Source organism: Sphingomonas sp. YR710, assembly GCF_900101455.1.
Taxonomy (GTDB): Bacteria; Pseudomonadota; Alphaproteobacteria; order Sphingomonadales; family Sphingomonadaceae; genus Rhizorhabdus.
Genome location: NZ_FMZJ01000001.1, coordinates 179,005 through 200,953, shown reverse-complemented (window position 1 = coordinate 200,953; position 21,949 = coordinate 179,005). Strand labels below are relative to the sequence as shown.

At 63.9% G+C, this 21,949-nt stretch carries 22 protein-coding genes and 1 tRNA gene; 14 read left to right on the top strand and 9 right to left on the bottom strand.

Translation table 11 applies throughout. The features are described from left to right. Window positions 1–27 precede the first annotated feature (27 nt). Window positions 28–1,326: an OmpP1/FadL family transporter gene (locus BLS13_RS01055; RefSeq protein ID WP_093449051.1), complete on the top strand. Its 1,299-nt coding sequence runs from the start codon at window positions 28–30 to the stop codon at window positions 1,324–1,326. A gap of 58 nt (window positions 1,327–1,384) precedes the next feature. On the opposite strand, the gene BLS13_RS01050 is transcribed toward BLS13_RS01055, so the two are convergent. Further along, the gene (locus tag BLS13_RS01050; RefSeq protein WP_093449048.1) at window positions 1,385–1,618 is read right to left on the bottom strand and encodes a hypothetical protein; all 234 of its coding nucleotides are present in this window, start codon (window positions 1,616–1,618) and stop codon (window positions 1,385–1,387) included. Window positions 1,619–1,787: 169 nt separating this feature from the next. Here BLS13_RS01050 and BLS13_RS01045 point away from each other — a divergent pair, with 169 nt between their 5' ends. From BLS13_RS01045 to add, 4 genes are all read left to right on the top strand, one after another. Continuing rightward, a complete protein-coding gene (locus BLS13_RS01045) occupies window positions 1,788–2,186 on the top strand; it encodes a hypothetical protein (protein WP_093449046.1) in 399 nt (132 codons plus the stop codon). Between the two features lie 233 nt (window positions 2,187–2,419). Next, window positions 2,420–3,850 (top strand): MFS transporter, encoded by a 1,431-nt coding sequence (locus BLS13_RS01040; protein WP_093449044.1) that lies wholly within the window; start codon window positions 2,420–2,422, stop codon window positions 3,848–3,850. Further along, window positions 3,847–4,833, top strand: coding sequence for a nucleoside hydrolase (locus BLS13_RS01035; protein ID WP_218123209.1), 987 nt, complete (start codon window positions 3,847–3,849; stop codon window positions 4,831–4,833). The genes BLS13_RS01040 and BLS13_RS01035 overlap by 4 nt, the downstream gene beginning before the upstream one ends. A gap of 13 nt (window positions 4,834–4,846) precedes the next feature. Then, window positions 4,847–5,824, top strand: a complete 978-nt coding sequence (gene add / locus BLS13_RS01030; protein ID WP_093449042.1) for an adenosine deaminase — start codon at window positions 4,847–4,849, stop codon at window positions 5,822–5,824. On the opposite strand, the gene BLS13_RS01025 is transcribed toward add, so the two are convergent. The 6 genes from BLS13_RS01025 to BLS13_RS01000 form a co-directional block, all read right to left on the bottom strand. After that, a complete protein-coding gene (locus tag BLS13_RS01025; RefSeq protein WP_093449040.1) occupies window positions 5,814–8,117 on the bottom strand; it encodes a xanthine dehydrogenase family protein molybdopterin-binding subunit in 2,304 nt (767 codons plus the stop codon). The genes add and BLS13_RS01025 overlap by 11 nt on opposite strands. Further along, on the bottom strand, window positions 8,114–8,578 hold the full coding sequence (locus BLS13_RS01020; protein WP_093449037.1) for a (2Fe-2S)-binding protein: 465 nt from the start codon (window positions 8,576–8,578) through the stop codon (window positions 8,114–8,116). Before BLS13_RS01020 ends, BLS13_RS01025 begins: the two co-directional genes overlap by 4 nt. After that, a complete protein-coding gene (locus BLS13_RS01015; RefSeq protein WP_256325641.1) occupies window positions 8,575–9,876 on the bottom strand; it encodes a c-type cytochrome in 1,302 nt (433 codons plus the stop codon). Before BLS13_RS01015 ends, BLS13_RS01020 begins: the two co-directional genes overlap by 4 nt. A 165-nt stretch (window positions 9,877–10,041) precedes the next feature. Further along, a tRNA-Lys gene (locus BLS13_RS01010) sits at window positions 10,042–10,117 on the bottom strand. Between the two features lie 19 nt (window positions 10,118–10,136). Continuing rightward, the gene (gene folK / locus BLS13_RS01005) at window positions 10,137–10,658 is read right to left on the bottom strand and encodes a 2-amino-4-hydroxy-6-hydroxymethyldihydropteridine diphosphokinase (RefSeq protein WP_093449032.1); all 522 of its coding nucleotides are present in this window, start codon (window positions 10,656–10,658) and stop codon (window positions 10,137–10,139) included. Between the two features lie 42 nt (window positions 10,659–10,700). Beyond that, window positions 10,701–11,294, bottom strand: coding sequence for a TetR/AcrR family transcriptional regulator (locus BLS13_RS01000; protein WP_176943374.1), 594 nt, complete (start codon window positions 11,292–11,294; stop codon window positions 10,701–10,703). Window positions 11,295–11,388: 94 nt separating this feature from the next. On the opposite strand from BLS13_RS01000, the gene BLS13_RS00995 reads away from it, so the two are divergent. Both BLS13_RS00995 and BLS13_RS00990 read left to right on the top strand, forming a co-directional pair. After that, window positions 11,389–11,976 (top strand): hypothetical protein, encoded by a 588-nt coding sequence (locus tag BLS13_RS00995; RefSeq protein WP_143011830.1) that lies wholly within the window; start codon window positions 11,389–11,391, stop codon window positions 11,974–11,976. A 54-nt stretch (window positions 11,977–12,030) separates the two neighbouring features. Continuing rightward, window positions 12,031–12,684 carry a uracil-DNA glycosylase gene (locus BLS13_RS00990; RefSeq protein ID WP_093449025.1) on the top strand — a complete coding sequence of 218 codons (654 nt, stop codon included), beginning with the start codon at window positions 12,031–12,033 and terminating at the stop codon, window positions 12,682–12,684. A 4-nt stretch (window positions 12,685–12,688) separates the two neighbouring features. Here BLS13_RS00990 and dinB read toward each other — a convergent pair whose 3' ends face one another. Then, window positions 12,689–13,801 (bottom strand): DNA polymerase IV, encoded by a 1,113-nt coding sequence (gene dinB, locus BLS13_RS00985; protein ID WP_256325640.1) that lies wholly within the window; start codon window positions 13,799–13,801, stop codon window positions 12,689–12,691. 126 nt (window positions 13,802–13,927) lie between these two features. On the opposite strand from dinB, the gene BLS13_RS00980 reads away from it, so the two are divergent. From BLS13_RS00980 to BLS13_RS00950, 7 genes are all read left to right on the top strand, one after another. Next, entirely contained in the window at window positions 13,928–14,356 is a 429-nt protein-coding gene (locus BLS13_RS00980) for a hypothetical protein (protein ID WP_143011829.1), read from the top strand. 220 nt (window positions 14,357–14,576) lie between these two features. Next, entirely contained in the window at window positions 14,577–15,278 is a 702-nt protein-coding gene (gene ctrA, locus BLS13_RS00975) for a response regulator transcription factor CtrA (protein ID WP_037526493.1), read from the top strand. Window positions 15,279–15,528: 250 nt separating this feature from the next. Beyond that, a complete protein-coding gene (locus tag BLS13_RS00970; protein WP_093449020.1) occupies window positions 15,529–16,977 on the top strand; it encodes a circularly permuted type 2 ATP-grasp protein in 1,449 nt (482 codons plus the stop codon). A 4-nt stretch (window positions 16,978–16,981) separates the two neighbouring features. Further along, window positions 16,982–17,917, top strand: a complete 936-nt coding sequence (locus BLS13_RS00965) for an alpha-E domain-containing protein (RefSeq protein WP_093449016.1) — start codon at window positions 16,982–16,984, stop codon at window positions 17,915–17,917. After that, the gene (locus BLS13_RS00960) at window positions 17,917–18,750 is read left to right on the top strand and encodes a transglutaminase family protein (protein WP_093449014.1); all 834 of its coding nucleotides are present in this window, start codon (window positions 17,917–17,919) and stop codon (window positions 18,748–18,750) included. Before BLS13_RS00965 ends, BLS13_RS00960 begins: the two co-directional genes overlap by 1 nt. Before the next feature lie 101 nt (window positions 18,751–18,851). Beyond that, complete coding sequence (gene sppA / locus BLS13_RS00955) at window positions 18,852–20,732, top strand: signal peptide peptidase SppA (RefSeq protein ID WP_093449494.1); 1,881 nt, start codon at window positions 18,852–18,854, stop codon at window positions 20,730–20,732. Continuing rightward, on the top strand, window positions 20,717–21,247 hold the full coding sequence (locus BLS13_RS00950) for an arsinothricin resistance N-acetyltransferase ArsN1 family B (RefSeq protein WP_256325639.1): 531 nt from the start codon (window positions 20,717–20,719) through the stop codon (window positions 21,245–21,247). The genes sppA and BLS13_RS00950 overlap by 16 nt, the downstream gene beginning before the upstream one ends. Window positions 21,248–21,267: 20 nt before the next feature. Here the strand turns inward: BLS13_RS00950 and BLS13_RS00945 are convergent, their stop codons facing one another. After that, window positions 21,268–21,915, bottom strand: coding sequence for a hypothetical protein (locus BLS13_RS00945; RefSeq protein ID WP_093449007.1), 648 nt, complete (start codon window positions 21,913–21,915; stop codon window positions 21,268–21,270). Between the last annotated feature and the right edge of the window lie 34 nt (window positions 21,916–21,949).

The window sequence follows — 21,949 nt, the reverse complement described above, 5'->3', positions numbered from 1 at the left end:
GATCAAATCGTAAAGAGGGGGATCTCGATGGGCAATTTCCGCAGCAAGGCCATCGTATGGCTGGGCCTTCCCTTTTGTGTGGCGCTCAGCGCCCCGGCGGGCGCCACGAGCTTCTATCTCAACGAGCAGTCGATCAAAGGCGCGGGTCGCGCCTTTTCGGGCGAAGCCGCCGATCAGGGCCCCGAATCCCTGTGGTGGAATCCGGCGGCGATTGCCGGCTCCGACCATATCAGCGCCGCGTTCGGGGCCGCGCTGATCGTGCCCCGCGCCAATGTCCGCGACAATGCGACGCTGATCACGCGCCCCGGCCAGCCGACGGCCCCCGTCGGCGGCGATCCCAATCCACATAACCCCGCCCGCACCGGCCTGCTGCCCTCGGGCGCGATCGCCGTGCCGATCACCGATCGTATCGCGGTCGGTCTGGCCTTTTCCTCACCGTTCAGCTTCACCACCGATTATCATTCGAACAGCTGGACCCGCTATATCGCCGATCGGACGCGTCTGCTGACGATCGACATCCAGCCATCGATCGGCATCAAGGTCACCGAGATGATCCGGGTCGGTGGTGCGCTCAACGTCGAATATTCCGATGCGACCCTCCAGAAGGAACTGCCCAACCTCTCGCCGGCGCTGCCCGACGGAACACAGGCGCTGAAGGGCGACGGCGTCGATTTCGGCTGGAGCGCAGGTGCCCAGCTCGTGACGCCACGCCTTACGGCCGGGATCAGCTACAAATCGGCGATCCGGCACACCTACCACGGCACGCTGGAGATTGCCGGACTGCTCGGCCCGCTGGCCGGCTCTAATGGCACCATCCATACCACCGCCAATTTCCGCACCCCGTGGCAGGCGATTGCCGGCGTCCGCTTCAAGGCTACCGATGCGGTGACGCTCAATCTGCAAGCGATCCGCTTCGGATGGAAGAAATTCGATCGGATCCGACTGTCTCTGCCGGCAGGCGCGTTCGTGCCCGAGGAGTATCGCAACACCTGGATGATTGCCGGCGGGGCCGACTGGGCGATCTCGCCCGACTGGACTTTGCGCGTCGGCGCCTATCGCGACGAGACGCCCACCCAGGACGGCCGCCGCGATCCGAACGTCCCCGATGCCAACCGCACCGCGGTCACCACCGGCGCGAGCCATCGCATATCCCGCACGATCACCATCGACGCCGCCGCCGAATATATCATCTTCGATCATTCGAGCGTCGATCGCCAGACGATCGCGTTCGAGGGCAGCCCGGTGGCGACCCCGGTCATCACCAACGGCCGACTGGCCAGCGCACATGCCATCGTCCTGGGATTGGGTGGGCGCTTCAGCTTCTAGGGCTCACCCGATCCGCGATTTGCGACGAGGACGATAGCATCCGAACAGCCCGGATTGTTCAGCCAGGAAAATCCGGTCGGCACCGCATTTGGTGAATATTGGTGACGTCCAGCGGTTCGGCACGGCCATCCGCATAGATCAGATAATCGCGCTGTTCCGCGACAGGCCGCTTCACGACATGGTCGATCAGCGCTGCCAGCACGCCTTCACGATGCTCCAATTCCGATGGCCTGTCGCGCCTTCCCCGCCGACGCACGAGAACGGCCGCCACATCCCAACGCAAATGCATCATACGCGACCTCCGACAAACTGCTGGATCGTCAAAAATGTTCGGTTAGAATGATTGCTGCAGCGCGATAGTAGCACTGTTGAATTGATTCGCATGTGTCGACTGATCTCGTTTGCCACACGCGTTGAAGTAACTCGAAGATAAGTAATGTTGCGTAGTTGGAGACGAAGCCATGCTTGCCGAGCTCCGGGATGCCCATGCGGAAATCGTCGCATGGATCGATGAGCTGGAACTATTGACCAGTTTCGAGATGCCCGATCGCGTTCAATTGACGGGCGTGCGGTGGCGATTGAGCCAGGCGAGCAGGCGGCGATCCGACATCATTGAAAGCAACGTTTACCGCGCTCTTCTGAGCGGCGCGGACGGCGCGGAACGCGAACAACTGCTGAAGCTGAAGGCTATCGGTGTCGAACTGCGGCAATATTCGGCACGGCATGTCAACGAATGGACGATCGAGAAGATCGTCGAAGACTGGCCGGGATATTGCCGCGCATCATTGGCGATGCGCAATTCGATGCGGGCCCGGATCGAAGAGGAGCGGCGCGTCCTCTACCCGCTGCTGTCCAGCTGACGTTGATCGTTCGGCATATTGCCGATGCCGTTCACAAGAGCGCCTCCGTCTCGCCGGCCCCTATGAGTCCATTGACATTCGCATAGCGAAAGGCCGAGCATCGCCCGACAAGTGGCGCAACGGGGCCAGAGGGAGGATCGGGAAAGACCGGGATATACCGGGTAGATGCAAGCGGGGGCATATGCGACGTGTGACGACGATCCGCGCTGAAATCCGTTCGAGGCGCTGAGTCTATGGCCGACCTCGCCATTCTGCCGGCTTCGTTCGCCGAGCCGCATGCCATAATGGTTCCCGGCGAACCGTTGCGCGGTATGAAGGCGGCCGCGCTGGTCGCCTCGCTGACCCTCGCCGTCCTGTCCTATCAGCTGAATGCGACCATGATCACGCCTGTCCTGCCGGCTCTGGCGGCGGAGCTGGGCGAGAGTATTGATCGTATCAGCTGGGTTTCATCGCTTTTCTTCCTGGCCGGGGGGATTGCCGGCGTAGTTCTCAGCCGGTGGAGCGATTTTATCGGGCGCCGACGCTGCCTCATCATGGTGCTCGTCCTTCTCGCTTGTGGCACCTTGCTGTGCATCGTCGCAACGAACCTGCCCGTGCTGTTGGTCGGCAGGGTCCTCCAGGGATGTACGAGCGCAGCATTCCAGCTCGCCTATATCCTGCTGCGGGAAGCCTTGCGAAAAGAGGCGTTCGGTCCGACGCTCGGCCTCCTCACCGCGATTTGCGGCGGGGCCGCCGGTATCGATGGTTATATCGGCGGACTGCTTGCCCAGAATTTCGGGGTCCGATCGGTCTTCGTGGCCGTCCTGCTGGTCGGGCTGGTCGCCCTTCCGGCAACCTTGCTGGTGGTGCCGCGCGACCGGCCCTGGAGCGATTCCGGTCGAATGGACTGGCCGGGTGCCGCGACATTGTCGATCGGCCTGATCAGCACGAGCTTCTTCGTCACGCAGGGCGCTGCTGCTGGATGGGCGAGTATCGGCGCGCTTGGCTGGCTCGGGGGCGCGGCAATCGCCATTCTCGCATTCTGGCGAGTCGAAGCGCGAGGCGAGACGCCGCTCATTGCCACCCGTCATCTCAGGTCGCGGCAGATCTGGCCGGTGCTGGCGACGACATTGCTGACTTTGGCCGGGATATTCCCCGTCATCAATTTCACGATCGTCCTGTTGAGTCAGGATGTGCGGGCCGGTTTCGGTTATGACAGCGCCACCGCAGCCTTGATCTTTCTCTCACCGGCGGCGTTCGTCGGTGTGCTTGCGGCGCCGTTCGCGGGCTGGCTAGGCGGGCATGCCGGGTGGATCAGAATCCTCCGCTACGGCCTGATCGCAAGCCTTGCCTTGCTCGTCACGATCGCGACGCAGATGGCACATCCGCTGATCGTGATGATGGCGATCGCAGCGCTCGGCCTCACCTATAACGGGCTGGCGTTGACCATGTTGAACGGTCTTGGCGTGTTGCTCTCGCCTGAAGACGCCCCGGCGGCATTGCCGGGCCTCAATGGCGCAGCCTTCGGCATCGGCGTCAATCTGGGTATAGCCGTCGTCGCCCCGTTCTGTGCCCTCGCAACGGGCGGGGGCTATCGTACGGCGCTCTGGATCGCCTGCGGGTTGACGGTCCTCGCTCTGGCTTCCAGCCTTTGTATGAAGCCGCTTGCTGGAGACGATATTTGAACGACGCCGCGCGACCATGGCCGGTCTATTTCGATTGCGACACCGGTATCGACGATTCGATGGCGCTCGCCTTCCTGCTGGCATCCCCTTGTATCGATCTCGTCGGCGTAGGCACGGTCAGCGGCAATGTCAGCGCCGCGCAGGCCGCCCGGAACACGCTCGATCTGTTGCATCTGGCCGGGCGCGATGACGTGCCGGTTGCGGTCGGCGCGCATGATCCGCTTGCCGGCACGTTCGCAGGCGGCGTGCCCTGGATCCACGGGCAAAACGGGATAGGCGAGGTGGCATTGCCGCCCGCACCGCGTCAGGCAGAACCATGCGACGCCGCCGACTTGCTGATCGATCTTGCCCGCAAGCATGGCGACACCCTTTCGATCGTGACTGTCGGGCCGACCACCAATATCGCGATGGCGCTGAAGCGCGATCCCGATCTGCCACGACGCATTCGTCGGGTGACGACGATGGGCGGCGCGGCGCTGGTTCCAGGCAATATCAGCGCGGTGGCCGAAGCCAATCTGGGCAATGACCCAGAAGCGGCGGCGGCGCTCATCGCAGCGGATTGGGACATCATGCTCGTGCCGCTCGATATCACGCTGGAAAACCGGCTTTACGATCGGGATCGCGAGGCGCTTCTCGCCGCGCCGAGCGCGCTGGTGCGCGCCATCGGCGCGATGCTGGACATCTATTTCGATTATTATGTCCCTCTCTACGGGGAGCGTAGCTGCGCCTTGCACGATCCGCTGGCGGCCGCCATCGCCACCGGCGACATCCGCGCGACCCGAGCGCCTGCCGTGGATATCGTCGTCGACACGACACGGGGCCCGGGAAGAGGGCAGACAATCTGCGATCTGCGCGGGCAGCGGCTGGGCCCTGTCGACCGGCCGGGAGTCCGCACGCGCGTGGCGCTGGAAACCAACCGGCCATTCGGCCCTATCCTCCTCGATCGCCTCATCGGCTTCGTCCCCGCGGCGGCGATCCGGTAACGGCGGCGCGGCAATGCTGCTGAATCTTCACACCCATCTCGAAGGTCGAGTCCGGCCGGCGACGGCCCGTGAGCTTGGCGCGATCCTCGGCCTGCCCGAGCCCGCGGGCGGCTGGGAGGAGGCGCTGCATCTGCCCTGCCCCTCCAACCTGACGGCCTATCTCGCGAAAGTAGGTTCGACCTATCCCTTCTTCGCGCGCGCCGACACGCTGGTCCGGATCGCGCGCGAAGCCGTCGAGGATGCGGCGGCCGACGGCGAGGATTATCTCGAACTGCGTTTCGGGCCGCTGAGCCATGTCGGCGGCGACATGGACCTGCTCGGCGTCATCGCCGCGGTCTGCGAAGGCATGCGGCAGGGATCGCAGGCGAGCGGCATGGCCTCGGGAGCGGTGGTCTGTTCGCTGCGGCTTCATGACGCGGAAGCTAACCAGCAGGTGGCACGCGCAGCCGCGCGCTTTGCCGGCAATGGTGTGGTCGGCTTCGATCTGGCCGGGGACGAGATTGTCTATCCCGATCTGCGCGTCCATGCCGGCGCATTCGCCATCGCACGCGCCGCCGGCCTGGGCCTGACCTGCCATGCGGCGGAAGCAGGCCCGGCCGCCGCCGCGATCGATGCGGTCGATCTGCTCGGCGTGACCCGGATCGGACATGGCACGCATATCGCCGACGATCCGGCCGTGCTGCGCGAGATCGCCGCACGCGGCATCGTCGTGGAAGCTTGCCCGACATCGAACTGGTACACGGGTGGGATAACCGACGTCGCCAGCCATCCGGCAGGCCATTTTCACCGCTGCGGTGTTCCGATCGTGCTCGGCGACGACAATCCGCGGCAGACCGGCTCGCCTCTGTCCGCCGAGCGAAACCTGCTGGCCGACATTCTGGGCTTCGATGAAGCCGCCCTCGCCGCGCTTGACCGAACGAGCGTGTCGGCGGGCTTCATGGAGACCGCCATACGCGACCAGCTTTCACAGCGGCTCGGCGTCAGGCCTTGAGTTCCGTCAAAAGCTGGGCCGGCGTGATCGGGATGTGACGGAGCCGGACGCCGACCGCGCGGAAGATGGCGTTGCCGATCGCCGGGCCTACCACCGTCGTGGCCGGCTCGCCGAGCCCAACCGGCGGTTGCGGGCTTTCGACGAAAGCGATGTCCATTTCGGGCACGTCTGCCATGCGCAATGGCATGTAGCTATTGAGATTGGTGTCCCTGACCTGGCCGTTCACGAATTCGGTCCCTTCGTGGAGCGCCATGCTCAGCCCCCACAGGGCGCTGCCCTGCACCTGCGCCAGCGCGCCGTCGGGATCGACGATCGTACCTGCATCGACCGCCAGCGTGAGCTTCTCCACGCGCACGACGCCGGTCTTGCGATCGACATGGACGCGCGCGACACAGGCCGTCCACGTCGGCATGTCGCGCTCCTGGCCAAAACTGGTCGCCAGTCCCAGTGCGGTATCTCCAGGCAGCTTGTCATCCCAGCCCGCCATCTGCGCCGCCCGCCGCACCACTTCGGCCTGCCGAAGCGCCCCGCCGACCGCGCTTGGCGAGCTGCCCGCATTGCGGCCCGCGCCGGTCAGCAGCTTCAACCGGAACGCTACGGGATCGGCTTTGATATGGTGCGCGGCTTCGTCGATGAAGCTTTCCAGCGCCCAGTTCGTCCAGCCCGGCCCGACCGAACGCAACCAACCCGGCCGGAATGTGGTATTGGCCATATCGTTGACGATCGCGCGGACCCGCTGGCGTCCAACGTCATACCAGTGATCCGCGCCCGAGATCGCGAACGGATCATATTTGTCGCCGGCCTTGTTCTTGGCGAGGACAGCCGGCGCGAGCGCCTGCGTCGGCCAGCCGGCGCAGGCATGATGCTCCATCGCCGTCACCTTGCCCGAACGATCGAACGCCATGCGCAGCCGCTGTGCGGATACAGACCGCGCCGAATCAAAGCGCGCATCGTCCTCGCGGGTCAGGATCATCTTGACCGGCTTGCCCAGCGCCTGCGCGGCGAGCGCAGCGGGCACTGCGTAATCGCCATTCAACCGGCGCCCAAAACCGCCCCCGAGCAGATAGGTCCGCATCACGATCTTGGCTTCCGGGATGCCGAGCGCCTTGGCGAGCGTCGGCAGGATCAGGCTCTGCCACTGATTGCCGGTATGGACTTCGAACACACCGCCCTTTTGGAATGCCAGTGCGTTCACCGGCTCCAGCTGGAAATGCAATACCGTGCCGGTCGTATAAGACGCGTCGAGCGTGCTGGCGGCGCCTGCCCCGAAATTGGCGGGGGAAGGGCCGTCCGATACGTCGAGATCGACTCCGCCATCAGTCCTGGCGATCAGTCCGGCGGCGTGATCGAGCAGCATCTTCTCGCTGACATCGGCGCCGGGTCCCGCGACCCAGCTCACCTCGATCAGGTCTGCCGCCTTGATGGCAGCAGGATAATTGTCGGCAATGGCCATCACCCAACCCGGCACGGTATCCGAAGGATCTTCGAGGATCAGGTAGCGCTGATAGCCCGCGACGTTCTTCGCGGCGCTGTCGTCGACCGACACGACCTTGGCACCGTTGCGCGTTGGCGGCAGCTTGGGGCGGGCATAGACCATCCCGGCCACCTTGGCGTCGATGCCATAGATGGCGGTGCCGTTGGTCTTCGCATCGATGTCCAACGCTGGCGTCGGTCGACCGATCAGCTGGCGGCGCGCGACGGATTTGATCGGTAGTTTGGCCAGCTCTTCGGCGGTGAACTGGCGCGCGACGGCCCCGCTTTTGGCAATGTCGCCGAACGATATCGATCGGCCACCGGCATGCACTGCTCCCCCTTTTGCGATGCAGCGATCGGGCGTCGTACCCATCAGCCTGGCGCCCGCCTCAATCAGCGCGATCCGTCCTGCTGCGCCGGCCTGGCTGAAAAGCGGGAAGGTTTGCCAGACCGACCAGCTGCCGCCGGTCACCATCAACCCCCATTTGGGATCGGTATCGACATGGACGATCCGGACCTTGGCCCAATCTGCCTCAAGCTCGTCGGCAAGGATGCGCGCAAGTCCGGTGCCGACATGCTGGCCCATTTCCGCGCGGATGATGTTGACCGTAACGATGCCCTTGCTGTCGATTGCGAACCACTGGGTCGGCGCGAACAGCGGCCCCGTCCCCGCGCCCGGGACATTGCCGGGGACGGCGGGGTCGATCGCCGCAATGACATGCGAAAAGCCGAACGCGATGACGCCCGCGCCGCCCGCCACCAGAAAGGCACGCCGCGACCAGGGCGTTGTTGGCTGATCGGGCGAGAACGGCCGGTTCATGACTTCGGCGCCATTGCAGCAGCGGCTTGCTTGATCGCCGCGCGGATCCGCGAATAGGTCATGCAGCGGCACAGATTACCCGTCATGACCGTGTCGATATCCTCATCGGTTGGGGCAGGGAAGTCGGCGAGCATCGCCGCCGCCTGCATGATCTGGCCGGATTGGCAATAACCGCATTGCGGCACCTGCAGCGCGCGCCACGCCTGTTGCAGCGGATGATCGCTCGCAGGATCGAGCCCCTCGATCGTCGTGATGTTCGCGCCCTCGACGGCGGCAATCGGCGTGATGCACGATCGGGTCGCGCGGCCGCCGACATGCACGGTGCACGCCCCGCACATACCGATGCCGCAGCCAAACTTCGTACCGGTCAACCCGACGACGTCACGGATCACCCAGAGCAGCGGGGTATCGTCATCGACTCGGGTGGTCACGGCCTTGCCGTTGACGGTGAAGTTGGTCATTGCTCCTGGCCCCTGCCTTCCGCGCGGATAGTCGCGACTTTCTGTTCCAGGTCGGTCCAGGCGGGCCTGGACGTCCGGGTGGCCCGCACATAATTCGCAATCCGGCCGACATCGGCATTGCTGAATCCGCGTGCAAAACCCGGCATGACGACGCCGGGAATGCCATCCGCCGCGTCGACGCCATACAGAATGACGCGGATCAGATTCCGCGGATCGTCCATGTTGACCGCACTGTTGAGCGCCAGGTCCGGTCGCAGCGGATTGGGCTCCTTACCGCTATTGTAGTGACATGACGCGCATGCAGCGGTGTAGAGCCGCGCGGCGGCATCATATTGAAGGCCGGTACCGCTCCGGTCGGTGGCGAGCGCTTGCCCGATCGCCGGGGCGCCGGCCGCGCTCTTGCCCGCCGCGCCGTTAAGGCTGGTGAGATAGGCCGCGACCGCTTTCAGATCGGCGGGCGGCAGCTTGCTGAGCCCATGCGAGACCGGTCCCATCGGGCCCGCCGCAACACCATGATAGCGGCTGACGCCAGTACCCAGATAGGCGACCAGCTCGTCTGCGCCCCACGGCACCGGAGACGGGTTGGCGCCCGTCAGCGGCGGCGCGATCCAGTGATCGACAAGCGCGCCCGCATAGGCCTTATCCTTGTTTTCCGCGCCCAGCGCGCCACGCGGTGTATGGCATGCGCTGCAATGGCTGATCCCCTCGACCAGATAGGCCCCGCGATTCCACGCCGCGTCCTTGCTGGCGTCGGGGGTGAAACGGCCAGGTTTGAAATAGAGCAGCTTCCAGCCCGCCTGCAGCAGGCGAAGATTGAGCGGGAAGGGAATGGTGTTCGATTTCGGCGGAGCTTTGATTGCCGGGCGCGTCATCAGAAATGCATAGAGATCCGCCACGTCGCCATCGGTTAATCTCGTGAAGTGATCATAGGGAAAGGCGGGAAAGAGATGCGATCCGTCGCGCGCGACGCCCTCGTGCATCGCGCGGCGGAAAGCCGCAAGCGACCAGGTGCCGATGCCCGTCTCGGAATCGGGGGTGATGTTGGTCGAATAGATCGTCCCGAACGGCGTCTTCATCGGATATCCGCCCGCCAGCACCGCGCCCCCTTTTGCCGTGTGGCAGGTCGCGCAATAACCAGCACTGGCGAGCACCTCGCCCCGGGCGATCTGCGCAGGGGCAAAGCTGGCGACCGCAGGACGCGCTATCGGCGCGATCGCCATGCGCCAGCCAAAAGCGACCATGCCGAGCAACCCGATCACGACAATCGCTGCGCCGCCGATGAGCCAGGGCCTCTTCACAACGCGGTTGCCTTCATCTGAAGTTCGATCCGATCGGGCTGATGGTTCGAACATTATCTGCCCCTTGGGCGACTACGTCCAGCCCGTGTCCGTCGCGATGACGGCGTACAGCGGCCCGGTTCGGGAAGGGGTATGAGAATAAGCCCCGACATTCGCGCGGTAGCATGGTGGGCTCGCCGGGATTCGAACCCGGGACCTACAGATTAAAAGTCCGTTGCTCTACCGACTGAGCTACGAGCCCGCACCACAAGGGCGCCTCCCTATTGGCCGCGGGCCGCGCGGTCAACCGGCTTGGGACGGAGCAATCGCGCATAAGCGTGTCGAACGGCGGCGGCGACGCGGCGATCGGGCCAGGTTGCCGCGATTTCGCGCAGCGGCCGAAGCACGAAATCGCGTCGATATAAATCCCTGTGCGGGATGATGAGCGCGTCACGCGCCGCCGGCTGTGTCCACCGGCCGCCTGACCACAGCAAGATATCAAGATCGACGACCCGATCCCCCCAGCGGCGGCCGCGGCGGCGGCCGAAATCGCTTTCGATCCGCTTGAGCAGTGTGAGCAAAGCCGGCGGCTCGAGACCGGTCTCGACGATCGCCGCGGCATTGGCAAACCTGCGGCGGGCCGGGCCGATCGGGGCGGTCGCAATGATCGACGACGTGACGAGAAGGCCCACGCCCGTTTTGGCCAGCGCCGCCAGCGCCGCACCGATCACCGCCTGCGGCGCGCCATGCCGGCCGTGCGGCCGATTCGATCCCAGCGCGATCGCATATCGATGAAGATGCATCCGGCCCCCTTATCGCCCGCGCCTGGCTAGTGCCACGAAAACTCAGTCCGAAGGGCACGTCACCAGCGGAAACGCCTCGTTCGGCCCCGGCTCGATCGATCTCGCGCCGCGCCATAGAATATGCGCTATGTCGGACGGCGTTGCCGTCACGCGGTGCCCCACCCAGGCTTTCAACAGCGAAAGGCTGCCACCGGCAACGTGTTGCGCCAACAAAGGATGATCGGAATCCGGCGGCGAAGGCCGGGCCGCGAACGCTTCACACAAGCCGAAAGCCAATGCCGCCTCGATCTTGCGGCCGGTGGCTCCGTCCAGCAGCCGGCAGGCAGCGCTGCGCTGCTGCCAGATATGTTCAACCCAGCGCCGAAGCTCATGTGACGGCTCAAGCGTGAAGGGCATTTCCGCGAGCGCCGCGATGAAGGGCCGCAAGTTCTCCAGCAACACGTCATCCTTGCCGGAAAAATGGTAGTAGAACGTCGAGCGGGCGACTTTGGCGGAACGGACAATCGCCTCCACACCAAAATCGCGATAGCGACGGCTGAGTGCCAGCCGGGCGAAGGCCGTTAGCAGGGCCCGCCGTGCAGTGGAGTCGGGCGGCACGGGCACGCCGGACGGCGCGGACAAACGAACATAGGTCATGCCTGCGGATCGGACATTCAGCGCGACTTGTCCATATCGCCCCCCTCGGACCGTTGGTACCTGGACGACGATCGAAGGAGGGGTAAGACCACCAATGTTCCAACCGATAGGCCGCAATGCCCGCACAGGCGCCATCGCTCTTGCTATATTTGCTCCCGCTCATTGCCTTGCCGGCCTGGCGGGCGCGATATTTGCCCCCGCCGCCTTTGCCTGCTGGCTGGGCATCAGTTTCGGCATCTTGTGCCTGTGTGATGAGCTGGGTGCGGCAAAGCCGCTCAACCGGGCCGGGCTCGTGCTGTTTGGTGCGGCCTTCAGCGCCCGCCTGCTGATGGTGGTGACCGTCGAGCCGGCCACCCATGTGCGGGCAGAACTGATCTTTGCATTTGCGACGATGGGAGCCTTGCTGCTCTGGTCAGTCGCACTGATGCATCGGCCTCGCGCGCCGCGCACTGTCGGGATCTTCGGCACGGCCATCGCAGGCTCGACGCTCGCGCTGATCCTGTCAGCGCATCTGCTCATGGGCAGTGCGACAATATGGGGGTTCGGTACGCTCTTTGCCGCGCTTTCCACCCCGACGATTGACACGCGCGGCGCCATGGCCGTCATCAACGCGATCCTGTCCCTGTGGGGCCTCGTCACAGCGGGTTTGCTGCGGGCGCATAGCCTGCGGGCCGCGCAGTGATGGCACTTGCCTCCCGGCTTGCGGCCCACCGACAAAGACGCGTAGGCCGCGGCGATGGATATCGCCTCCCCTTTGCCCGCTTACGAGCCGCCCCACGATTGCCCCTTATGCCCGCGACTGGCGGGGTTCCGTGACGAACAGCGCTCGGCGCATCCCGACTGGTATAACGCCCCCGTGCCGATCTTCGGCGATCCCGACGCATGGCTCGCCATCGCCGGCCTCGCGCCCGGTATGCAGGGCGCCAACCGCACCGGGCGGCCGTTTACGGGCGATCATGCCGGCATCCTCTTCTACGAAACGCTGACCCGGCACGGGCTCGCGGTTGGCAGCTACGAAGCCCGGCCCGATGACGGGCTGGCGCTCGACGGCGCGATCATCATCAATTCGGTGCGCTGCCTGCCACCGCAGAACAAGCCGACCCCGCTGGAAATCCGCACCTGCCGCCAGTTCCTGCAGCCACCGCTCCACGCGCTGCCGAACCTGCGCGTGGTGATCGCGCTGGGCGAGATCGCGCACCAGTCGGCAATCAAGGCGCTCGGCGGCAAATTGCCCAAATACCGCTTCGGCCATCTCGCCGAGCATCGGTTGCCATCGGGACTGACGCTGATCGATAGTTATCACTGCTCGCGCTACAATCAGAATACCGGGCGGCTGACAGCGGAGATGTTCGACGCGGTGTTTTTGCGAGCGATGGAATTCAAGCCTTGAACGCTCACTCCAGCGCCAGGGCCAGTTGCTCCACCGTCACCGCCGCCTCATCCCCGCCCAGCCCCGACAACGTCACGCCGAGCAGACGCACCCCCTGCTCCACCGGCTCCAGCGGCGCGAGCAACGACAAGGCGACCTCCAGAATCCGGCGTTCATCCGCGATCGCATAAGGCAGCGTCTTTGCGCGGGTGATCGTGCGGAAATCCGAATAGCGCAATTTGATCGAGACGGTGCGCCCGGCATGGCTGGTACGGTCGGCATGGCGGGCGACGATGCCCGCCGACTCCGCGAGCGCCGCGACCAGATCGTCATGCGCGGTCAGATCGCGGAAGAAGGTGTTTTCCGAACCGATCGACTTGCGGGTGCGATCGGGGCGGACCGCGCGATGGTCCATCGCGCGCGCAGCAAGATAATAATAGTCGCCCGATTTGCCGAATTGCTGCGACAGGAACTCCCGGCTGCAACGGCGCAGGTCAGCGCCATCATGGATGCCGAGCTTTTCCATCCGCTTCGCCGTCACCGGCCCCACGCCATGGAAGCGCCCGATCGGGATCTTCGCGATGAAATCGGGTCCCTGCGCCGGGCGCACGACGCACAGGCCATCGGGCTTGTTGTGGTCGGAGGCGAGTTTGGCGATGAATTTGTTGTAGGATACGCCGGCGGACGCGGTCAGGCCGGTTTCCGCCTTGATCCGTGCGCGGATCTCCTTGGCAATCTCGGTCGCCGATCCGATCCCACGATGATTCGCGGTCACGTCGAGATAGGCCTCGTCGAGCGACAGCGGCTCGATCAGGTCGGTATAATCGGCGAAGATCGCCTGGATCTGCCGCGATACGGCCCGATAGACCTCGAAGCGTGGCTTCACGAAGATCAGGTCCGCGCAGCGCCGGCGCGCGACGGAGGAGGCCATTGCCGATCGCACCCCATAGGCGCGAGCTTCATAGCTGGCCGCCGCCACGACACCCCGTTCGCGCGAACCGCCCACCGCCACCGGCTTGCCGCGCAGCACGGGATCGTCGCGCTGTTCGACCGAAGCGTAGAAGGCATCCATGTCGATATGGATGATCTTGCGCTCCTGAAGCGGAGTCTGAACCGGCATGATCTCGGGCTGTGCCATCGGAACAAAGCAGATACACCAACCAGTTGATCGGCACCAGCCAACGTCCGGCCGCCTTTCGTCGAAATGGCGGAACCCCGCTCGCCGTCCGGGTGTTTAACCCAGCGTATCTCAATGGAGGAAATGATGGCCACCACCACCCGCTCGCGGCCCGCCGGCGCCGCAAAAAGGACACCGCGCGCGAAAGCGGCACCCGCTTCGCCGACAGCGCTCCGCCGTGCAGCTTCGGTTCGTGACGATGCCACGGCTGCCGTTCGCAGCCTGGGCCGCCGCACCCGCTCTGCTGTTCGGTCGGTGCCCGTCAACGGCAAGACTATATCGATCGCGGTAACCGCGATCGCGACAGTCACCGCAGCTGGTGTAGCGCTGTTCCTCGGTCGGGACCGAATCGCGAAGGCGGCAGCCGTCAGTCGCGAAAAGTTGCGCCAGGCGGCAGATGATATTTCCATTGTTGCCCATGAGCAGATCGACAAGGCGCGCGATAACATTACCAAGTTGCGCACGCAGAAATCGGAGACCGCCACGTCCGAACTGCCCATGACGGTTGCGCTTTGACGCAAAACTCACGGTTTTTAGCGAAAAACGGTGGCGGGGCTTCGGTTCGCCACCGTTTTTTTTGGTCAGGCTGCGTTAATAAAATCGCTACCTAAGTAAAAACCGCAGTGAACCTTAAGTCGGTTTTAACCTTTTGCCTCCATAACGTTAATGGTTAATCACAGTGGTGAGCGAGGCCGCGGGGAAACGACATCGCTCTGACACATGGCAGGGGTTAGATATGCGGGTTTTGCTGATCGAGGATGATCCCACAACGGCGAAGAGCATCGAGCTGATGCTGGGATCCGAGGGTTTCAATGTCTATACAACCGATCTTGGCGAGGAAGGCCTCGATCTCGGTAAGCTCTATGATTACGATATCATCGCGCTCGATCTCAACTTGCCCGACATGCACGGATATGACGTGCTCAAGAAATTGCGCACCGCCAAGGTGCAGACGCCGGTGATGATCCTTTCCGGTATCGGCGAAATGGATTCCAAGGTTCGCGCGCTGGGCTTCGGCGCCGACGATTACGTCACCAAGCCTTTCCACCGCGAAGAACTGGTCGCCCGTATCCATGCGATCGTGCGCCGTTCGAAGGGCCACAGCCAGTCGGTGATCCGGACGGGCAAGATCGCCGTCAATCTGGATGCGAAGACCGTCGAGGTCGATACCGCGCGCGTGCATCTGACCGGCAAGGAATATGCGATGCTGGAGCTGCTGTCGCTCCGCAAAGGCACTACCCTCACCAAGGAAATGTTCCTCAACCATCTTTATGGCGGGATGGACGAGCCCGAACTCAAGATCATCGACGTCTTCATCTGCAAGCTGCGCAAGAAACTGAGTCTGGCCTGCGGCGGCGACAATTATATCGAGACAGTATGGGGCCGCGGCTACGTACTACGCGATCCGGAAGACATGGAAATTGCCCAGGTCGCGTGACGATCGCGCACGAACGGCGAGGACAACCAAAAGATTCGAAGGCTCGCGATCAGTTTCGCGGGCCTTTCGTTTTTATATTATCCAATAACTCGAACACTTTAGATGATCGGAACGAACGCCACGACCGGACGTTCGACCGGAGAGGGATTGCAACCGGCACAATCTGAATTACGATCTCTCGATAGTCCCTTGTGCAGCGCAACAAAGCGTTGCAACATTGGCCTCGTACACAAGAAAACATGCGGAGCTTATGCCGAAGACACCCGCTTTCGACGAGATCATGGGGACACCGGGAGATCCGGCGGGCAGGCCGGAATTTGCCGAACTTGCGAACTGGATCAAAACCACCCCGGCAGCCGAGCTCGATCGGCGTCAAAAGGCAGCGGAATCGGCATTCCGACAATTGGGCATCACCTTTGCCGTATATGGCGAAGACGAATCCGCCGAACGGATCATTCCCTTCGATATCGTGCCGCGCGTTTTCACCGATCGGGAATGGTCCAACCTTTCGGAAGGCCTGGTGCAACGGGTCCAGGCCATCAACGCATTCCTCGCTGACGTTTATGGCGCGCGAAAGATCATCAAGGACGGCATCGTTCCCGAAGAGCTGATCCTGGGCAATCCGCAATTTCGCCCGATGCTGGCCGGTGCCCGGCCACCGCATGACATCTTCGCGCATATTTGCGGGATCGATCTGGTGCGGACCGGCCCGGACGACTTCTGGGTACTTGAGGACAATGCCCGCACCCCGTCGGGCGTCTCCTATATGCTTGAAAATCGCGAAGCGATGCTTCGGCTATGCCCCGAACTGTTCGAGCAGTTCGCGGTCCGCCCGATCGATTCCTATCCCGATTCCCTGCTCGAAACCCTGCAGTCGGTGGCGCCGCGTCCATCGGGCAACAGCCCAGTCTGCGTACTCCTGACGCCCGGCCATTATAATTCCGCCTTTTACGAGCACAGTTTCCTCGCCGACTCGATGGGGATCGAGCTCGTCGAGGCCGCCGATCTTGAAGTCGATGACGATCAGGTCTGGATGGGCACGATCGAAGGGCGGGTGAAGGTCGACGTGATCTATCGCCGGATCGACGATGACTATATCGATCCGCTGGTATTCAAGCCGGATTCACTGCTCGGAGTACCCGGATTGATCGCCGCTTATATGGCTGGCAATGTCGCATTGGTGAACGCGCCGGGCACCGGCATCGCCGACGATAAGGCAATCTATAGCTATATGCCTGAAATCGTGAAATATTACTCTGGCGGTGACGCCAAGCTGCCCAATGTCGAAACCTATCGCTGCCGCGAGCCGCAGGCGCTGAAATACACGCTCGACAATCTGGAGAAGCTGGTCGTCAAACTTGTCGATGGATCCGGCGGCTATGGCATGCTCGTCGGCCCGACGGCATCCCGGCAGCAGATCGAGGATTTCCGCGCGGCCCTGATCGCCGAGCCGCAACGCTATATCGCACAGCCGACACTTGCGCTGTCGACCGTACCCACGCTCACCGAGCGCGGTGTGGCGCCGCGCCATGTCGACTTCCGGCCGTTTGTGCTGTCGGGGGCGAACGGTGTCACCATAACGCCAGGCGGCCTGACCCGCGTTGCGCTGCGCGAAGGATCGCTGGTCGTCAACAGCAGCCAGGGGGGCGGCACCAAGGACAGCCTGATCCTCGCCAATAGCAACAGAAGGGAGGGCTGATCGCATGCTTTCCCGTACCGCCAGCTCGCTCTACTGGATCGGCCGCTATGTCGAGCGTGCTGAATTCACCGCACGCCTGATAGAAGCAACCATCCGTCTCGATGCCCTCTCGCCCCGCCCCGCCGGCCAGGCCGCGTGGGATAGCGCCTTGCTTGTCGCATCCGCCGATTATGATTTCGATCTGACCGGCGAATCGCGCTCTCCGCTCAATATCAGCCGCTATCTGACGCTGGCGGCGAACAACCCGAACTCGATCCGATCCTGCCTTGATGCGGCGCGCAGCAATGCCAAGTCGGTGCGCACCGCGCTCAGCCGCGATGCCTGGGAGGCGATCAATCGCGCCTGGCTGGGCCTGCGCGGACGCGGCACCACCGGCAACAGCCAGGCGACCCTCGCGATCGTCGAAACTATCCGGGCCGAGACGCGCGGGTTTGAAGGCGCGTTGCACCGTATGCTGCGCAACGAAGCCTATAGCTTCATCGGGCTCGGCGCGGCGATCGAACGGGCCGACAATACGGCGCGCCTGATCGACGTGAAATATCACCTGCTGCTACCTGAGGGCGACCGGGTGGGCGGGCAGCTCGATCGCGATCAATGGACCACGATCCTGCACACGGTGTCGGCCGTCACCGCCTATCGCTGGCTCTATAGCGAAGGGCTGAAGCCCTGGTTGGTGGCGGAGCTGCTCGCGCTCAGGAAGGAGCTGCCACGCTCGCTCGCGGCATCGTCCGACGAGGCGGTTGCCCATCTCAACGCGATCGGCAAGCGCACCGGCCTTCAGGGCGAGGCCGACCGGCTCGCGCGACTGCGCCAGAGCACGCTCGATCGGATCTCGATCGATCAGATTTTCGCGCGGGGCCTGCACGAATGGCTGCAGGATTTCATTGACGAAAATGCCCGCATCCACCAAGCGATCGGCTCACAATTCCGGTTCGGCTAATGCAGCTCTTCATCCATCATCGCACGGAATATCGTTTTACGGAGCCGCAGGCGCGCGTGGTCCAGATGCTGCGCATGACACCGGACAACTGCCGCAGCCAGAACATCGTCCACTGGCGGATTGATATCGATTGCGACGCTCGGCTGAAGCCGTCGCGCGATGGTTTTGGCAACATCATTTCGATGCTGTATCTGCAAGGTCCGATCGAGCGCGTCGGGATCAGTGTGACGGGCGAAGTGCTGACCGAGGATCGCGCCGGCGTGATTTCGGGCGCGATGGAGCCGCTCCCGCCCGCCGTCTTCCTGCGCCCGACCGAGTTGACCGGCATCAATCCGGCGATCGTTGAGATCGCTGCGCCATTCGGCGACGGCCCGGCCGAGCCGCTGGAGCGGGCGCATCTGCTCAACACGACGATCCACGAACTGATCGCCTGCACCCCCCATCGCAGCACCGAGACCCGGTCCGCCGCCGATGTCATCCGGAGCGGGGCGGGTTGCAGCATGGATATCGCGCATGTCCTGATCGCCACCGCCCGTACCGCCGGTTTCCCCGCCCGTTTCGTCACCGGCTATATCTACAGCGACGATGACGGCATCGAGACCAGCCAGGCACCACAATTCTGGGCCGAATTATACGTGCCCGAATATGGCTGGATCGGCTTCGATGCAGTCAACGATCGATGCCCGCACGAAGCCTATGTCAGGGTCGCCCAGGGGCTCGACTATCGCGATGCCGCGCCGATTTCCGGCGCCCGCATCGGCGGCGGCCACGAAGTGTTGAGCGTTGGCGTCGACGTCTCGCTATCGGCGAGCCAAACGCAGGCGCAGGCATGAATTTGCCGCGTCGCGGTTCAGCGCCATTGCACAAGCACCGCCAAATCCGCATTTAGGAAAATATGCGGCGATCGATCACCGCGGGTGGACAGGTGAATTCGATGACGCTGGTACGGGGGCTCTGGAAACTGCTGGTCGGCGTCAAGGACGCGCTGGTCCTGCTGGCGATGCTGATCTTTTTCAGCCTGCTGTTCGTGGCGCTTTCGGTGAAGCCGAACAGCGTAACGCCGACATCGGGCGCGCTTGTCGTCGATCTCAGCGGGTCTTTGGTCGAGCAGCCCGCGGACGCCGATCCGCTCAGCCTGCTCTCGGGCAATGCCGGCGTCGCGCGCGAGCATCGCCTCCGCGACGTCGAACGCTCGCTCGAAACGGCGGCAATATCGAACAATGTAAAGGCCATCGTCCTCGATCTCGACGCCTTCACCGGCGGTAGCCAGGCGGCGGTCGCCGCCGCTGCCGCCGCGGTCGACAAGGCACGCGCAGCCGGCAAGCCGGTGCTGGCCTATGCCACCGGCTATAGCGACGACGGCTATCAGCTCGCATCCCATGCGACCGAAATCTGGTTGAACCCGCTCGGCGCGGTGCTGCTGACCGGGCCGGGCGGCGAACATCTCTATTATAAGGGCCTGCTCGACAAGCTTGGCGTGACGACCAAGATCTATCGGGTTGGTGAGTTCAAGTCGGCAGTCGAACCCTATATTCGCAGCGATCAATCCCCGGCAGCGCGGGCCGCCAATCAAGCGCTCGCCGATGCGCTGTGGGCGAGCTGGCGGAGCAACGTGCTGGCCGCACGCCCCAAGGCCCAGCTCGCGGACTATATCGCCCATCCGGATGCCGTCGCGCTCGCCGCCCATGGCAATATGGCCAACGCCGCCCTCAAGGCGAAACTTGTCGATCATCTCGGCGACCGCAATGCCTTCAACGCCCGCGTGGCTTCGCTCGCGGGCGATGCCGATGGCGGTGGCATCAACAAATATCGGGCGATACCACTCGATCGCTGGGCCGCCTCGCACCCCGAGAAGACCGGTGGCTCACCGATCGGCGTGCTCACCATCGCCGGCACGATCGTCGACGGCAAGGCACCCGCGGGCACCGCCGGCGGGGAAACGATTTCGGGGCTGCTGCTCGACGAACTGGCGCGCAACCGCATCAAGGCACTTGTCGTGCGCGTCGATTCGCCGGGCGGATCGGTGATGGCATCCGAACAGATCCGATCGGCGATCATGCAGGCGAAAGCCCGCAACCTGCCTGTGGTCGTCTCCATGGGCGGCGTAGCCGCGAGCGGGGGCTATTGGGTATCGACTCCCGCCGACAAGATCTTTGCCGATCCGGCAACCGTCACCGGTTCGATCGGCGTGTTCGGGATCATCCCGACCTTCCAGGGATCGCTCGCCAAATTGGGCCTCACGGCCGATGGCGTGAAGACGACACCGCTATCGGGCGAGCCCGACGTGCTGCGGGGAACGTCGCCGCAATTCGATATCATGCTGCAGGCATCGATCGAGGACATCTACGCCCGGTTCACCACCCTCGTCTCACAATCGCGCAAGCTGCCGATCGCCCGCGTGCGGCAGATTGCCGAGGGTCGCGTATGGGCAGCGAGCAGCGCGAAGCAACTCGGCCTGGTCGATGCCTATGGCTCGGTTGACGATGCCATTGCCGAGGCCGCGAAAATGGCCAAGGTCGATCCGGCCGGCGCAACCCCGCTCTATATCGAGAAACAACCCAGCGCCTGGAAACAGATGGTCAAGTCGTTCTTCACCCCCGATCGCAGCGCGGACGATCCGTCGGCGCGCGATCCGTGGAGCAGGATCGCCGCGAAGCCCGATCAGCTCTTGCTGCGCGCATTGGCCGACGCCCGATCGATCCTGGGCGGCCCCGCGATCCAGGTGCGATGCCTCGAATGCGAATCGAACGTGCCGCCCGCCACGCCTCGCGATATCAGCATCGAGCAGAGCTTGCTGGCGTGGCTGGCGCACTGATCGTCCGCGACGCGTCTCCCGCCGATGCGGCCGCTATTGCCGCGATCTATGCGCCTTATGTCCACGACACGGTGATCACGTTCGAGATCGATGCCCCGGATGCCGCCGAAATGCGGAACCGGATCGTCGAGACGAGCGCACGCTTTCCCTGGCTTGTCGCCGAGCAAGGCGGCGCGGTTTGCGGCTATGCTTATGCCACGTCGTTCCGGGCGCGGGCGGCCTATCGTTGGGTGGTGGAAACCACCGTCTATATCGCCGACGGTTTTCACCGGCGCGGTATCGGCCGGGCACTCTATGCCCCGCTGCTCGACCGGCTCGCGCGTCAGGGCTATCAGGCCGCGATCGGTGCCATAGCGCTGCCCAATGCCGGTTCGGTCGGGCTGCACGAGGCGATGGGGTTCGTGCATCAGGGTCTGTACCGGCAAGTCGGCTTCAAGCTCGACGGGTGGCACGATGTCGGCCTGTGGCAGCGTGATTTCGGGGAGCGCCCCGCCCGCCCGACGGAGCCGCTATAGCCGATCGCCCGGTCACCCCCTCAGGTGAAACGGCTCGTGCACATCTCCATGACCTTCACGGGGGCGCCAAGGCGCGTCATGCGCCCAAGCGCTTCGTCCTTCAGCAATTGGGTCTTCTCGACCTTTGAAGCACCCCGTTCCTTCAATCCGGCGCCGATCGGGGCGTCCAGCTTGCGATGCAGCTTGCTGTAGGTCGCAAGCGTCGTTTCACCTTTCGGATCGCTCGTCTGTACCGAACGGGTCAGGAAGTCGCCCAACGCATAGCAGCCGAGCTGGGCATCGAACTTCGACGCCGGCAATGCGATACCGGTGACCTTCTTGACCTCGGGAAAGGCCTGGTTGCACGGGCCCGCCAGCTTCTGCCACTTGCCGCCGGTGATATGCCCCTCGAGCTCGCTCATCCGGGCGATGACGGCTGCGGTTCGCTTGGCGGAAAGCCCCTTGTCATCGGTGCCCGCCAGCATCGCATAATGAATGATCTGCGTCTGCGCATCGAAACCCAGCCCGCCCGCGACCGATGGCGCGCTGGCGCGGGACGATGCGGCGCTGACGACCGCACACGTCGCTGCCCGATCCACCGGATTGTCGGGAAGCGCCAGCTTGTGCGGACCGCACGATGCCAGCAACAACATGCCCAGCGGAAGGGCGGCGGTGAACCTGTGACGCATACATACTCCCGATCTTATTCCCGGGATCTACGCA

Coding starts and splice junctions, on each gene's coding strand:
- BLS13_RS01055 (WP_093449051.1), top strand. CDS start 28: ATGGGCAATTTCCGCAGCAAGGCCATCGTATGGCTGGGCCTTCCCTTT.
- BLS13_RS01050 (WP_093449048.1), bottom strand. CDS start 1,618: ATGATGCATTTGCGTTGGGATGTGGCGGCCGTTCTCGTGCGTCGGCGG.
- BLS13_RS01045 (WP_093449046.1), top strand. CDS start 1,788: ATGCTTGCCGAGCTCCGGGATGCCCATGCGGAAATCGTCGCATGGATC.
- BLS13_RS01040 (WP_093449044.1), top strand. CDS start 2,420: ATGGCCGACCTCGCCATTCTGCCGGCTTCGTTCGCCGAGCCGCATGCC.
- add (WP_093449042.1), top strand. CDS start 4,847: ATGCTGCTGAATCTTCACACCCATCTCGAAGGTCGAGTCCGGCCGGCG.
- BLS13_RS01025 (WP_093449040.1), bottom strand. CDS start 8,117: ATGAACCGGCCGTTCTCGCCCGATCAGCCAACAACGCCCTGGTCGCGG.
- BLS13_RS01020 (WP_093449037.1), bottom strand. CDS start 8,578: ATGACCAACTTCACCGTCAACGGCAAGGCCGTGACCACCCGAGTCGAT.
- folK (WP_093449032.1), bottom strand. CDS start 10,658: ATGCATCTTCATCGATATGCGATCGCGCTGGGATCGAATCGGCCGCAC.
- BLS13_RS01000 (WP_176943374.1), bottom strand. CDS start 11,294: ATGACCTATGTTCGTTTGTCCGCGCCGTCCGGCGTGCCCGTGCCGCCC.
- BLS13_RS00995 (WP_143011830.1), top strand. CDS start 11,389: ATGTTCCAACCGATAGGCCGCAATGCCCGCACAGGCGCCATCGCTCTT.
- BLS13_RS00990 (WP_093449025.1), top strand. CDS start 12,031: ATGGATATCGCCTCCCCTTTGCCCGCTTACGAGCCGCCCCACGATTGC.
- dinB (WP_256325640.1), bottom strand. CDS start 13,801: ATGGCACAGCCCGAGATCATGCCGGTTCAGACTCCGCTTCAGGAGCGC.
- BLS13_RS00980 (WP_143011829.1), top strand. CDS start 13,928: ATGGCCACCACCACCCGCTCGCGGCCCGCCGGCGCCGCAAAAAGGACA.
- ctrA (WP_037526493.1), top strand. CDS start 14,577: ATGCGGGTTTTGCTGATCGAGGATGATCCCACAACGGCGAAGAGCATC.
- BLS13_RS00970 (WP_093449020.1), top strand. CDS start 15,529: ATGCCGAAGACACCCGCTTTCGACGAGATCATGGGGACACCGGGAGAT.
- BLS13_RS00965 (WP_093449016.1), top strand. CDS start 16,982: ATGCTTTCCCGTACCGCCAGCTCGCTCTACTGGATCGGCCGCTATGTC.
- BLS13_RS00960 (WP_093449014.1), top strand. CDS start 17,917: ATGCAGCTCTTCATCCATCATCGCACGGAATATCGTTTTACGGAGCCG.
- sppA (WP_093449494.1), top strand. CDS start 18,852: ATGACGCTGGTACGGGGGCTCTGGAAACTGCTGGTCGGCGTCAAGGAC.
- BLS13_RS00945 (WP_093449007.1), bottom strand. CDS start 21,915: ATGCGTCACAGGTTCACCGCCGCCCTTCCGCTGGGCATGTTGTTGCTG.